The 12,680-nt window shown below is 63.6% G+C and carries 12 protein-coding genes; 3 read left to right on the plus strand and 9 right to left on the minus strand.

Features of this window, described 5'->3' with window-relative positions; all coding sequences use genetic code 11:
* Nucleotides 1-113: 113 nt before the first annotated feature.
* Nucleotides 114-350: a DUF3820 family protein gene (locus tag AC3WK8_RS09685; protein WP_068579239.1), complete on the plus strand. Its 237-nt coding sequence runs from the start codon at nt 114-116 to the stop codon at nt 348-350.
* Nucleotides 351-395: 45 nt separating this feature from the next.
* On the plus strand, nt 396-1,586 hold the full coding sequence (locus AC3WK8_RS09690) for an aminotransferase class V-fold PLP-dependent enzyme (RefSeq protein ID WP_085597342.1): 1,191 nt from the start codon (nt 396-398) through the stop codon (nt 1,584-1,586).
* 155 nt (nt 1,587-1,741) lie between these two features.
* On the opposite strand, the gene AC3WK8_RS09695 is transcribed toward AC3WK8_RS09690, so the two are convergent.
* Genes AC3WK8_RS09695 through zwf form a run of 3 tightly spaced genes read right to left on the minus strand, consistent with a single transcriptional unit; the run spans nt 1,742 to nt 4,594 of the window.
* A complete protein-coding gene (locus AC3WK8_RS09695) occupies nt 1,742-2,407 on the minus strand; it encodes a bifunctional 4-hydroxy-2-oxoglutarate aldolase/2-dehydro-3-deoxy-phosphogluconate aldolase (RefSeq protein WP_022640431.1) in 666 nt (221 codons plus the stop codon).
* Between the two features lie 17 nt (nt 2,408-2,424).
* A complete protein-coding gene (gene pgl / locus AC3WK8_RS09700; protein ID WP_031320362.1) occupies nt 2,425-3,138 on the minus strand; it encodes a 6-phosphogluconolactonase in 714 nt (237 codons plus the stop codon).
* Nucleotides 3,125-4,594: a glucose-6-phosphate dehydrogenase gene (gene zwf / locus AC3WK8_RS09705; RefSeq protein WP_022640433.1), complete on the minus strand. Its 1,470-nt coding sequence runs from the start codon at nt 4,592-4,594 to the stop codon at nt 3,125-3,127. Before zwf ends, pgl begins: the two co-directional genes overlap by 14 nt.
* Nucleotides 4,595-4,894: 300 nt before the next feature.
* On the opposite strand from zwf, the gene hexR reads away from it, so the two are divergent.
* Nucleotides 4,895-5,755 (plus strand): DNA-binding transcriptional regulator HexR, encoded by an 861-nt coding sequence (hexR, locus tag AC3WK8_RS09710; RefSeq protein WP_172681684.1) that lies wholly within the window; start codon nt 4,895-4,897, stop codon nt 5,753-5,755.
* Between the two features lie 38 nt (nt 5,756-5,793).
* Here hexR and AC3WK8_RS09715 read toward each other — a convergent pair whose 3' ends face one another.
* The 6 genes from AC3WK8_RS09715 to AC3WK8_RS09740 all read right to left on the minus strand — a co-directional run bounded on the left by AC3WK8_RS09715 (nt 5,794) and on the right by AC3WK8_RS09740 (nt 12,593).
* On the minus strand, nt 5,794-6,648 hold the full coding sequence (locus AC3WK8_RS09715) for a D-hexose-6-phosphate mutarotase (RefSeq protein WP_085597344.1): 855 nt from the start codon (nt 6,646-6,648) through the stop codon (nt 5,794-5,796).
* A 133-nt stretch (nt 6,649-6,781) separates the two neighbouring features.
* Nucleotides 6,782-8,131: a carbohydrate porin gene (locus AC3WK8_RS09720; protein WP_085597345.1), complete on the minus strand. Its 1,350-nt coding sequence runs from the start codon at nt 8,129-8,131 to the stop codon at nt 6,782-6,784.
* A gap of 88 nt (nt 8,132-8,219) precedes the next feature.
* Nucleotides 8,220-9,380 (minus strand): ABC transporter ATP-binding protein, encoded by a 1,161-nt coding sequence (locus AC3WK8_RS09725; RefSeq protein WP_103324748.1) that lies wholly within the window; start codon nt 9,378-9,380, stop codon nt 8,220-8,222.
* 3 nt (nt 9,381-9,383) lie between these two features.
* Complete coding sequence (locus AC3WK8_RS09730) at nt 9,384-10,229, minus strand: carbohydrate ABC transporter permease (RefSeq protein WP_103324747.1); 846 nt, start codon at nt 10,227-10,229, stop codon at nt 9,384-9,386.
* Nucleotides 10,222-11,130: a carbohydrate ABC transporter permease gene (locus tag AC3WK8_RS09735; protein ID WP_022640439.1), complete on the minus strand. Its 909-nt coding sequence runs from the start codon at nt 11,128-11,130 to the stop codon at nt 10,222-10,224. The genes AC3WK8_RS09730 and AC3WK8_RS09735 overlap by 8 nt, the downstream gene beginning before the upstream one ends.
* Before the next feature lie 170 nt (nt 11,131-11,300).
* Entirely contained in the window at nt 11,301-12,593 is a 1,293-nt protein-coding gene (locus AC3WK8_RS09740) for an ABC transporter substrate-binding protein (protein ID WP_085597348.1), read from the minus strand.
* Between the last annotated feature and the right edge of the window lie 87 nt (nt 12,594-12,680).

The following is a 12,680-nucleotide window of genomic DNA, read 5'->3' on the forward strand; positions in this document are numbered from 1 at the left end:
GTTAAATTAAATAGCAAAATCTGTATTCGCGTTATTTGCATGATCTGTCATTTGGCCTGCATGCAGAATGCCTGTATTTTCCAAGACTCTCGTAGCACACCACGGTGGCCGCCATGAACCCTGAAACACTTGAACTGCTGGTCACCCGGGAAATGCCCTTCGGCAAGTACAAGGGACGCATCCTCGCCGACCTGCCCGGCCCTTATCTCAACTGGTTCGCCCGCGAAGGCTTTCCCAAGGGCGAACTCGGCGGCCTGCTGGCACTGATGCAGGAAATCGACCACAACGGCCTTTCCGATCTGCTCGATCCGCTACGTGCCAAGCACGGCAAGCCCAAGCCCCGCCATTGATCGCTGCCCCTTCCCTGAACCTCAATCACCGATAAAGAGCCCAGCATGCCAAGGACTGTCACCACGCTGGCCCGCGACGAAGAGCATTGGCGGGGCATTGCCCGGCAATTCGACCTCGAGTCCGGACCGATCAACCTCGAGAACGGCTATTTCGGGCGCATGACCCGCAAGGTGGCCGAGGACTACCAACGCAATATCCTCTGGGTCAACAGCAGCAATTCGGTGCATGTGCGCCAGCGCTTCGAGCAGGTCGAAGCCCTGCAGATCCGCCACCAGCTGGCGCGCTTGCTGGAAGTCCCGGATAACGCCGTGGCCCTGACCCGCTGTGCCTCCGACGCCTTGCAATCACTGATCCGCAACTACAATCGCCTGCAACCCGGGGACCAGGTGCTGCTCAGCGACCTGGAGTACGACACGGTGAAAAGCGCCATCCGCTGGCTGGCTCGCCACCGTGGCGTGGAGGTGATAGAAATCCAGCATCAGCACCCTGCCAGTTTTGACAGTCTTGTAGCGACCTACAAGGATGCATTCGAACGTTATCCGCGCCTCAAGTTGATACCCCTGACCCACGTCACCCACCGCAGCGGCCTGGTGATGCCGGTCCAGGCCATCGCTGCCCTGGCCAAGGAATACCAGGTCGATATCATCCTCGACGGCGCCCATGCCCTGGGCCAGATCGATTTCGACCTGCAGCAACTGGGCATCGCCTTCGCCGGTTTCAACCTGCACAAGTGGATCGGTGCGCCATTGAGCCTGGGCTTTCTCTACATCGATCCCGAGCGCCTGGACGCCATCGACCCCGACATGGACGAATTCCACTTTCCAGTGGACGACATCCGCGCCCGCACGCCCTACAGCACACCCAACATTCCGGCCTTGATGACCTTGCCGCTGGTATTCGAGGAACACCGGGCCATGGGCGGCGCGGCAGCCAAGGGCGCGCGCCTGAACTACCTGCGCGAAACCTGGACCGAAGCCGTGCGCCAGTTGCCGGGCATCGAGGTGATGACGCCAGCGGACCCGCGCCTGTGCTGCGCCATTAGCGCCCTGCGCTTCACTGGCCACCAGGACCAGCAAGCCCTGGTGGACCGGCTGCTGCGCGACTACGACCTGTTCACGGTGATCCGCAAGGGCGCAGGCTTCGGCCCCTGTATCCGCATCACCCCGGGCCTGGTGACGCCGCTGGAGCATATCCAGCGCCTGGTCGTCGCCCTCGAGGAGCTGGCCACCAGCTGAGGCCTTCCGGAGCCGCTGCCGCGGGGCCGCCACCAGCCCTTTGCGCCAGCGCTTGCGGGGGGGTCGGGCCGGCACTTTTTCCGGGCAAAAAAAAAGGTGCGCCGACCAAGCGCACCATAAAGCCGTAGAACACACCAACGAACAGGATTGGAGCTTCAGTCCAGCAAGGCCAGGGCCTGTGCCGTGCACTCCTGGATACGGGCCCAATCGCCGTCCTTGATCCACTGCGGATCGAGCATCCAGCTACCGCCCACGCACATCACGTTCTTCAACGCCATGTAGCTCTTGATATTGGCCGGGCCGACACCGCCAGTAGGGCAGAACTTGACCTCGCCGAACGGCCCCCCCAGGGCCTTGATCGCCGCCACGCCGCCGCTGACCTCAGCCGGGAACAGCTTGAAGCGGCGATAACCCAGGGCATAACCCTCCATGATCCCGGAGGCGTTGCTGATTCCCGGCAACAGCGGGATCGGGCTGGCGACGCTGGCTTGCAGCAGCTCGCGGGTGATGCCAGGGGTGACAATGAACTGCGAACCCGCCGCCTCCGCCGCCGCCAGCATCTGCGGGTCGAGCACGGTGCCGGCACCAGTCACCAGTTCCGGCCGCTGCTCACGCAGGATCTGGATGGCCTTGAGGCCGAACTGCGAACGCAGGGTGACTTCCAGGGCCGTCAGGCCACCCGCGGCCAGGGCGTCGGCCAGGGGCAGCACGTCCTGCTCACGGGCGATGGTGATCACCGGCAGGATCCGCGCCTTGGCGCAGAGACTGTCGAGCAGGGCTACTTTGTCCGCCATGGAAACGGTCGGAGGGAGGTTTGTCATCGCGGCTGATCCTTGGCTCATGGGCACCAGTAAATCTCTAACGGGGTTTGCAGGAAGGCGCGAATCGGCATATCGGCGACCACGTCGCCAGCCAGTGCGGCACCCAGGGTGGTCAGCTTGGACTGACCGGAAATCGACAGCAGGCTGCTACGGGCCGACGCCAGCAGGGCCCGACTCATGCTCAGGCGCTGGCGGGGCACGGTGGGCGCCAGCATCGGCCAGCACCGCCGGCTGCCAGCGGGCTCGAGCGCCTCGGCCAGGTTCGGGCTGCCGGGGAACAGCGAGGCCGTATGCCCGTCATCGCCCATGCCCAGCACCAGCACGTCGATCCCGGGCAACTGCGCCAGGGCCTCGTCGGCTTGCTGGGCGGCCTCTTCCAGGCTGGCCGCGGCGCTATAGAGACCAAGGAAACGCGCCTTGGCCACCGGCCCCACCAGCAAGTGCTGCTTGAGCAGGCCGGCATTGCTATCGGCATGCTCCACCGGAACCCAGCGCTCGTCGGCCAGGCTGATCAGCACCTTGGACCAATCCAGCTCCTGCTTGACCAGGGCCTGGAAGAACGCCACAGGGCTGCGGCCACCGGAAACCACCAGGCTCGCCTGGCCCCGCGCGGCAATGGCCTCGCGCAGTTGTTCGGCGACCTTCAGGGCCAGGCCCGCGGCCAGCAGGGTCGAGCTGCGAAATTCGTGGGCGCGCACGCCCGCCGGCAATTGCAAATCAGATATCGCCATACCATGACCTCCCATCCCGCGTGATCAGTGCAATGGAACTCATCGGCCCCCAGGACCCGGCCGCATAGGGCTTGGGCGCATCGCCGGACTTCTTCCAGCCGGCGATCAACTGGTCGCACCACTTCCACGCGGCTTCGATTTCATCTTTGCGCACAAACAGGTTCTGGTTGCCGCGCATCACTTCCAGCAACAACCGCTCGTAGGCGTCGGGAATCCGCGCGCTGCGATAGGTATCGGAAAAATTCAGCTGCAACGGGCCGCTGCGCAATTGCATGCCCTTGTCCAGGCCCTGCTCCTTGGTCATCACCCGCAACGAGATGCCTTCGTCCGGTTGCAGGCGGATGATCAGCTTGTTGCTGATCTGCAGGCGCTGCTCGGGGGCGAAGATGTAGTGCGAGGGTTCCTTGAAGTGGATGACGATCTGCGACAGTTTCTGCGGCATGCGCTTGCCGGTGCGCAGGTAGAACGGCACCCCGGCCCAACGCCAGTTGCGAATATCGACACGCAGCGCGACGAAGGTCTCGGTATCGCTCTGGGTGTTGGAGTTTTCTTCCTCCAGGTAGCCAGGTACCGATTGGCCCTCGCTGTGGCCGGCGATGTACTGGCCACGCACCACCTGGGTGGTCAGGCCTTCGGGACTGATGGGCGCCAGGGCCTTGAGCACCTTGACCTTCTCATCGCGGATGCTGTCGGCCGAGAGGTCGGCCGGCGGGTCCATGGCGATCAGGCAGAGCAATTGCAGCAGGTGGTTCTGGATCATGTCCCGCAGCTGGCCGGCCTTGTCGAAATAGCCCCAGCGGCCTTCGATGCCGACCTTCTCGGCCACGGTGATTTCCACGTGGGAGATGTAGTTCTGGTTCCACTGGGTTTCGAACAGGCTGTTGGCGAAACGCAGGGCAATCAGGTTCTGTACCGTTTCCTTGCCCAGGTAGTGGTCGATCCGGTAGATGCGGTTCTCCGGGAAGAACTGCGCCACGGCATCGTTGACCTTGCGCGAGGAATCCAGGTCCGAGCCGATGGGTTTTTCCAGGACCACCCGGGTCTGCTGGTTGAGTCCGACCCGCGACAGGTTCTCGCAGATTGCCCCGTACACCGCCGCCGGCGTGGCGAAATAGGCGATCAGGCGCTGCTCGCTGCCAACCCGCTCGGCCAGGGCCACATAGTCCTCGGCCTTGAGGAAATCCACATGCAGGTAGCTCAGGCGGGCCAGGAACCCCTTCAACACGGCGGCGTCGATGTCATGGGCGCCGACGTACTTGTGCAACTCAGCCTCGATATTGGCCAGGTGTTCCTGCTCGCTGCCCGGCTCGCGGGCCAGAGCCAGGATCCGTGTGTCCTCATGCAAGAGGCCGGCGGCATCGAGCTGGTACAAGGCAGGAAACAGCTTACGCAGCGCCAGATCACCCAGCGCGCCGAACAAGGCAAAGGTGCAGGGTTCAACCGTTATCGAAGGCATGATGTTTGTTCTTTTATCAAGTTAAGCTACAAATACCTTTTTTCAAGGTATCACTCAAGGGAAAATGTAGTAATAAACACAACATCTTCACAAAATATCGATTCCAGGTGGTCCTCACTCCGGGCCACCAGTACGATAGGCCACCTTTCAACTTCGCATTGCAGGCGCGGCGAGCCCGGCACGCAGCGTAATCCCGGGACCCCGGCGGCATCACGATCGCCAACGCCCTTCCCGGATTGACCGCCTCCCGGCTTCCCCGTTTCACCTGTCTAGCCGATCTAGGAAACCTGAATGGACCGAGTGCGAAATCTACTGGAGCAGATCCAGAACCGCCTTGAAGAATTGAACAAGGCGGAACGCAAAGTCGCCGAAGTCATCCTGCTCAACCCGCAGCAGGCCACCCGCTTCAGCATCGCCGCCCTGGCCCAGGCCGCATCGGTCAGCGAACCGACGGTCAACCGCTTCTGCCGTTCGTTCGGCGTCAGCGGCTACCCGGAACTCAAGCTGCAACTGGCCCAGAGCCTGGCCAGCGGCGCTGCGTACGTCAGCCGTGCGGTGGAAGCCGACGATGACCCGGCAGCCTACACCCAGAAGATCTTCGCCAGCGCCATCGCCTCGCTGGACAGCGCCTGCCAGCAGATCGACCCGCAGCAGGTCAGCCGCGCCGTGGACATGATGATCCAGGCCCGGCAGATCCACTTCTTCGGCCTCGGCGCCTCGGCTCCGGTGGCCATGGACGCCCAGCACAAGTTCTTCCGCTTCAACCTGGCGGTGTCGGCCCACCCCGACGTACTGATGCAGCGCATGCTCGCCTCGGTGGCGCACACCGGCGACCTGTTCGTGATCATCTCCTACACCGGCCGCACCCGCGAATTGGTGGAGGTCGCGCGCCAGGCTCGGGAGAACGGCGCCTCGGTGCTGGGCATCACCGCCGCCGGCTCGCCGCTGGCCAAGGCATGCAGCCTGAGCGTGCACCTGCCACTGCCGGAAGACACCGATATCTACATGCCCATGACCTCGCGGATCATCCAGCTCACGGTGCTCGATGTCCTGGCCACCGGCATGACCCTGCGCCGTGGCGTGGACTTCCAGCCGCACCTGCGCAAGATCAAGGAAAGCCTCAACGCCAGCCGCTACCCGGCAGGCGACGAGCTCGACTGAAGCCACAGGCTCCCGCGACCTGCGGGAGCCTCTTTGCCCTACCCCGCCGCGCGCGCCTGCAGGCTCAGGTGGGCCCGTTCCCCCGGCGCCAGGCGCAGGCTGTCGGTGCCACCGGCGGCCGCTTCGACACAGACGAAACGCGACACCTCGCTCCAACTCACCCCCAACAGTGGCCGGGTACCGGGATGCCAGACCACGGTGTCGGCGTCCTCGCCGGTATCGATGCGCAGCGCGCGCTGCCAGGCACGGTCCTCGATCTGCAACTCGCCCTCGTGCTGGAACACCCGCTGGCAGCCACCGTCGACACGCAACTCGCCCTGTTGCCGGCAGGCCTGGCGATTCAAATGATCGTAGCCCTCGGCGCCATCGAGCCCGGACAGCGCTACCTCACCGACATCGCCAATACGCCAGTAGGCGTGCAAAGCCTGGCTCAACTGGCAGGGTTCGCTGTCCTGGTGCTCGGTGCTCAAGCGCAGGTCCATGCCCCGACCCAGGTGCGCATGCAGCTCGACCTTCCAGTCGCACAGCTGCAATTGCCAATGCAGGCGCACACCCTCTGCATCGCTGTCGCTGCCCAGCAGCTTCCAGTCCAGCAAGCGCGCCCAACCATGGGAAGGCCAGGCATTCTCGCTCGGGTGCCGACCATACCAGGGCCAGCACACCGGCACCCCACCACGGATCGCCCCCACCTGCGGCCACTTCGCCGCGCACCAGAGCCAGGGTTTCTGCCCGGCGGGCTGGAAGTGCAGGAGCTGTGCGCCCTGGCGACTGAACACGGCCTGGCACAGTGGATGATCGATCACCAGCACATCGCGCATCTGGTAGCGCTCCCAGGCAAACACCGGGCGCTCGCGCAGGGTCTTGAAAAAACGTTGCAGGGGATGCTCATGCATGTGCCGCGGTCCTGAAAATCATGGGGGGTAGTCGTACAGCTGGCGGCCATCGCGAGAGCGCCTGGCAAAAAAAAGCGGATAGCCAAGGCCATCCGCAATATGCGCACAGAGAAAGGAGCTTATCGCAACAGCGTCAGAACACCGACTGAATTTTCAGGCCGGCCACCAGGGCGTTGTCGACCTGGTCCACACCGCCCGGATGGGTGATGTACTGCAGGTTGGGGCGCACGGTCAGCCAGTCGGTCACATGGAAACCGTAGTTAATCTCGTAGTTGTACTCGGTCTCGCGCAGCGGCGAGTACAGCGGGTTGTCGTAGTCGCTCACGCCGATGGCGGCGTTGGCCAGCTGGGCGTTCTTCTTCACGTCGTCGTTGACATGAATGCGGGCGAAACCGATGCCCACGTCATCCTTTGGCCGGGCATCGAACGGCCCCTTGTAGACGAACATCAGCGACTGGTAGTTGTCGATGATGTTGGTGTCCTTGTCATGGAAGGTGGCGTTGGCGGCGATGTTCAGGCCACGCGAGGCGTCGCCGTTATGGCTGGTAAGTTGCTGCTGGGCGACGAACCAGTAGCCGTGCTTGCTGTTGTGCACGCGATAGGCGCTGCCGGTGGTGGCGGCATCCTGGCCATTAGCGTCCTCGCGCACGTCATTGGCCTTGGCCGTGCTCTTGTAGTAACCCACACGGTACTCGCCCGGCAGGTTGTTGACCTTGGGCGACCACACCAGCTCTACCGGCAATACCGTGCCCTTGGTGCCGCTGCCGCTGAGCTTGAAGCCATTGCCGTGCTCGGTCTGCGACGGGTTCTGGTTGTAGGCGCCGATCTGCGCATAGAACTCGGGGGTGATGTGGTACTTGATGCGCAGCGCCGCCTGGCTGACCGGCCAGTTGTACCAGATGTTGGTCGCCCAGTTGCCCACCTGGGAACCGCAGAAGGCCAGGTTCTGGAACTCGCAGGGGAAGGTGTTGAAGTCCTCGCCCTCGCCGAAGTAACCGGCCTTGACGTCCAGCTTGCCGTCCAGGAACTGGTGCTGGATCCACAATTGGGTCAGGCGCACCATGTGCCCGCGGCCGTAGACCTCCTGGGAAGAACTCAAGGTGCCGGCCCGGGGATCGCCGACGCGATCGTTGGAGATGTTCTGGCCATTACGATTGGTCAGCTGGATCTTGGCCTGGGTGTTGTCCCAGCCCAGCAGTTTCTGCAGGTCGAACGCCACGCCCAGGCCGAACTGGTCGCTGTAGCGCCCGGTCTTGTCGTCGTTGTAGCCGCCATGCAGGTTGGCGCCCATCTCCGCGACGTAGTCGGCCTTGATGTCGATCCCCTGCTCCAGCAGCTTGGTGCGCGTACCGCCCCAATCGCCGGTCATCCACTTGGAGTTGGCGCCGAACGCTTCGTCGGCCATGGCCTGGCCGGACAGGACCAGCGCCGCCACTGCCGAAAGCTGGCAGAGCAGGCGGGTATTGCCGTGTTGCTTTTTCATCCCTACATCCTCGTCTTTATTGTTATTAACGGTTTATCCAACGCGGTTTACAGTCCTTGCGACGGATGACAGGCCATCCGCCCCGAATTCATCGCCCCTTGAATTGCGCCACATTGCCGCCGTGGCCCTGGGCCATGGCAGGGCCGGCCGCGCCCAGGCGCTCGCCGCTCTGGGCATCGAACAGCAGGACCCGGGCCGGGTCGAACTGCAGGGTCAGGTTCTGCCCGGCCGCGGGCGCCTGGTCCGGGGCCAGGCGGCAGCAGACCTTGGTGCCATTGAGGGTGACGAATACCAGGGTATCGGGCCCGGTGGGCTCCACCACCTCGACTTCGGCCCGGATGCTCGGCAGGCCGTTGGCCTCGGCGGGCGCCAGGGCGATCTGCTCCGGACGGATGCCGAGGATCACCTCGCGCTCCTCGAGCCCGGCGTCACGCGGTCCCAACGGCAGCTCGCAACGGGCCTGGCCACTGTCCAGCAAGGCCAGCAACCGCCCCTCCTGGCGCTGCAGGCGCAGGGGAATGAAGTTCATCGGCGGCGAGCCGATGAAGCTTGCCACGAACAGGTTGGCCGGATCGTTGTAGATCTGCTGTGGCGTCCCGAATTGCTGGATGATCCCGTCCTTCATCACCGCCACCTTGTCCCCCAAAGTCATGGCCTCGATCTGGTCGTGGGTGACATACACCGTGGTGGTCTTCAGGCGCTGGTGCATCAGTTTCATTTCGGTACGCATCTCGACCCGCAGCTTGGCGTCGAGGTTGGACAGCGGCTCGTCGAACAGATAGATCTTCGGCCGCCGCGCCAGGGCCCGGCCCATGGCCACGCGCTGCTGCTGGCCACCGGAGAGCTGGCCCGGCTTGCGCGCCAGCAGGTGCTCGATCTGCAGCAGCTTGGCCACTCGCGCCACCTCGGTATCGATCTCGGCGGTGGGCATCTTGCGGATCTTCAGGCCGAAGGCGATGTTGTCGCGCACGCTCATGGTCGGGTACAGCGCGTAGGACTGGAACACCATGGCGATGTCCCGGTCCTTGGGGCTCATGCCGCTGATGTCGGCATCATCCACCAGGATCGCCCCGCCGCTGATGGTCTCCAGGCCAGCGATGCAGTTCATCAGGGTCGACTTGCCGCACCCCGAGGGGCCGACGAGGATCAGGAACTCGCCGTCGTCGATCTTCAGCTCGATGTTCTTCAAGGTGTCCGGCAGGCCGGCACCGTAGGTCTTGTTGACGTTGCGTAATTCGAGAGTTGCCATGCCTTACCCCTTGACCGCGCCGGACGTCAGCCCGCGCAGGAAATACTTGCCGGCGAAGATGTACACCAGCAGTGTCGGCAGCCCCGCGATCATCGCCGCCGCCATGTCAACGTTGTATTCCTTGGCCCCGGTACTGGTGTTGACCAGGTTGTTCAGGGCCACGGTGATCGGTTGCGCGTCGCCACTGGCGAACACCACGCCGAACAGGAAGTCGTTCCAGATCTGGGTGAACTGCCAGATCAGGCAGACCATGATGATCGGCACCGACATCGGCAGCAGGATCTTGCCGAAGATGGTGAAGAACCCCGCGCCATCCAGGCGCGCGGCCTTGACCAGGGCATCCGGCACGCTGACGTAGTAGTTGCGAAAGAACAACGTGGTGAAGGCCAGGCCGTAGACCACGTGCACCAGCACCAGGCCGGTGGTGGTGTTGGCCAGGCCGAACCGGCCAAGGGTGAACGAGGCCGGCAGCAGCACGGTCTGGAACGGCAGGAAGCAGCCGAACAGCAACAGGCCGAAGAACAGCTGCGAACCGCGAAAGCGCCACATCGACAGCACATAGCCGTTCAGCGCGCCGATCAGGGTGGAGATCAGTACCGCCGGCACGGTGATCTTCACCGAGTTCCAGAAATAGCCACCCACGATGTCCCAGGCCTTGATCCAGCCGATGCCATCGACCACCTGGGGCCAGCTCAAAAGGTTGCCGGTGCGGATATCCTCGGGGGTCTTGAAGCTGGTGAGCAGCATCACCACCAGCGGCACCAGGTACACCGCCGCCGCCAGCAGCAGCGTGGCGTAGATGGCGATCCGGTTGAAATTCAGGCGCGGCCTGGCGAGCGAATCAGTCATGGCGCTTGCCTCGCAGTTCGGAATACAGGTACGGCACCAGGATGGTCAGCACCGCGCCCAGCATCAGCATGGCGCTGGCCGAACCGATGCCCATCTGGCCACGGCTGAAGGTGAAGGAGTACATGAACATCGCCGGCAGGTCGGAAGAGTAGCCAGGGCCGCCGGCGGTCATCGCCGCCACCAGGTCGAAGCTCTTGATCGCGATATGGGCCAGGATCATGAAGGCACTGAAGAACACCGGGCGCAGGCTCGGCAGAACGATCTTCAGGTAGATGGTCGGCAGGCTGGCGCCGTCCACCTGCGCCGCACGGATGATCGACTGGTCGACACCCCGCAGGCCGGCCAGGAACATTGCCATGACGAAACCCGAGGCCTGCCATACGGCGGCGATCACCAGGCAGTAGACCACGCGATCCTGGTCCACCAGCCAGTCCAGGCGAAAGCCTTCCCAGCCCCAGTCGCGCAGCATCTTGTCCAAGCCCAGGCCGGGATTGAGCAGCCATTTCCAGGCGGTACCGGTGACGATCATCGACAGCGCCATGGGGTACAGGTAGACGGTGCGGATAAAGCCCTCGCGGCGGATGCGCTGGTCCAGCAACACCGCCAGGAATACCCCCAGCACCAGGCTGATGCCAATGAACAAGCCGCCGAACAGCGCCAGATTCTTGCTCGCCACCCACCAGCGGTCGTTGTCCATCAGCCGCAGGTACTGCTGCAAGCCGACCCACTTGTAGCTCGGCATGAAGCTGGAGTTGGTGAAGGACAGAATGAAGGTCCAGATGATGTAGCCATAAAAGCCCACCAGCACGATCACCATGCTCGGCGCCAGCACCAGCTTGGGCAACCAGCGCTGCAAGGCATCCAACGGCGAGGCCTTGCTGAAAACCGCCACAGAGCTCATCGAGATAATCCAGTGTGAAGGAGTGAGTATCCGCAGGAACGAGGCTCGCCCGCGAATGGGCACCGACACTCAAGTCGATGCCCACCGATGCACCGCCTTCGCGGGCAAGCCTCGCTCCTGCCAGGGAGAGCGTTTCGGGAATGGCCGCAGGTACGCCTGCGGCCCGGACCTCACTGCGCGGCCTTGACCGCCGACGCCAGTTGCGCACTGGCCTTGGCCGGGTCCGCATCCTTGTCGTTCATGAAGTTGGTCACCACATCGAAGATCGCGCCCTGCACCGCCAGGGACGTGGCCATGTTGTGCGCCATGCTCGGCTGCAGCCCGCCGGTCTTCTCGTCCGCCAGGAAGTCCTTGGCGGCGGCCTGGGCGCAGGAGTCGAAACCTTCGGCGTCCATGGCGTTGAGCATGTCGGTGCGCACCGGGATCGAGCCCTTGTTGATGCTGAAGACTTTCTGGAAGTCCTTGCCCAGGGCGACCTTGGCCAGGTCCTGCTGGGCGGCGATGTCGCCCTTGCGGTCGGCCTTGAGCTTGAACACGGCCAGGGAATCGATGTTGTAGGTGAAGGCCTTGTCGGTGCCCGGGAACGGCACGCATTGGTAATCCTTGCCGGCGACCTTCTTGGCCGCGGTCCATTCGCTCTTGGCCCAGTCGCCCATCATCTGCATCCCGGCCTTGCCGTTGATCACGTCGGCGGCGGCGATGTTCCAGTCACGCCCGGCACGGTTGGGGTCCATGTAGCCGGAGAGCTTCTTCAGCTCGGCGAAGGTCTTGGTCATCTCCGGGCCTGCCAGGGTCTTCTGGTCCAGGTCCACCAGGGCCTTCTTGTAGCCTTCGGCGCCCATCACCGAGAGCACCACGTCTTCGAATACGGTGCTGTCCTGCCAGGGCTGGCCACCGTGGGCCAGGGCGATGAAGCCGGCGGCCTTGAGCTTGTCGCCGGCGGCATAGAATTCTTCGAGGGTGGTGGGCGCCTTGGCGATCCCGGCCTTCTTGAACACCTCGGGGTTGATCCACAGCCAGTTGACCCGGTGGATGTTCACCGGCACGGCCACGTAGTCACCTTCGTACTTGACGGTATTGGCCACCTTGGGTGAAAGCAGGCCGTCCCAATTCTCGCTCTTGGCCACGTCCTTGAGGGTATCGGTACTGAGCAGGCCGGTGCTGCCCCATTCCTGGATGTCCGGGCCCTTGATCTGCGCCACACCGGGCGGGTTGCCGGCCACGGCGCGGCTCTTGAGCACGGTCATCGCGGTGGAACCGCCACCGCCGGCCACGGCGCCGTCCTTCCAGGTGAAACCGTCTTTCTCCACCTGGGCCTTGAGCACATCGACCGCAGCCTTTTCACCACCGGACGTCCACCAATGGACCACTTCCACGGAACCTTTGGAATCGGCGGCCAGGGCACTCAGGGGGAACAGGGAGGCAAGGGAAATGACAGTGGCGAGGCGAGAAATCGCATTCATCTGAAGTACCTTTCTTGTTGTTATGCATGCAAGTCTGGTGCTTGCGCTGCAAACGAGTCTAAACAGCCTAGTCCAGCGCCCGGGTAA

Source organism: Pseudomonas sp. FW507-12TSA (genome assembly GCF_058781435.1).

Excerpts from the sequence above, each read along its gene's own strand:
- AC3WK8_RS09685 (WP_068579239.1), top strand. The coding sequence starts at position 114 with ATGAACCCTGAAACACTTGAACTGCTGGTCACCCGGGAAATGCCCTTC.
- AC3WK8_RS09690 (WP_085597342.1), top strand. The coding sequence starts at position 396 with ATGCCAAGGACTGTCACCACGCTGGCCCGCGACGAAGAGCATTGGCGG.
- AC3WK8_RS09695 (WP_022640431.1), bottom strand. The coding sequence starts at position 2,407 with ATGACAAACCTCCCTCCGACCGTTTCCATGGCGGACAAAGTAGCCCTG.
- pgl (WP_031320362.1), bottom strand. The coding sequence starts at position 3,138 with ATGGCGATATCTGATTTGCAATTGCCGGCGGGCGTGCGCGCCCACGAA.
- zwf (WP_022640433.1), bottom strand. The coding sequence starts at position 4,594 with ATGCCTTCGATAACGGTTGAACCCTGCACCTTTGCCTTGTTCGGCGCG.
- AC3WK8_RS09715 (WP_085597344.1), bottom strand. The coding sequence starts at position 6,648 with ATGCATGAGCATCCCCTGCAACGTTTTTTCAAGACCCTGCGCGAGCGC.
- AC3WK8_RS09720 (WP_085597345.1), bottom strand. The coding sequence starts at position 8,131 with ATGAAAAAGCAACACGGCAATACCCGCCTGCTCTGCCAGCTTTCGGCA.
- AC3WK8_RS09725 (WP_103324748.1), bottom strand. The coding sequence starts at position 9,380 with ATGGCAACTCTCGAATTACGCAACGTCAACAAGACCTACGGTGCCGGC.
- AC3WK8_RS09730 (WP_103324747.1), bottom strand. The coding sequence starts at position 10,229 with ATGACTGATTCGCTCGCCAGGCCGCGCCTGAATTTCAACCGGATCGCC.
- AC3WK8_RS09735 (WP_022640439.1), bottom strand. The coding sequence starts at position 11,130 with ATGAGCTCTGTGGCGGTTTTCAGCAAGGCCTCGCCGTTGGATGCCTTG.
- AC3WK8_RS09740 (WP_085597348.1), bottom strand. The coding sequence starts at position 12,593 with ATGAATGCGATTTCTCGCCTCGCCACTGTCATTTCCCTTGCCTCCCTG.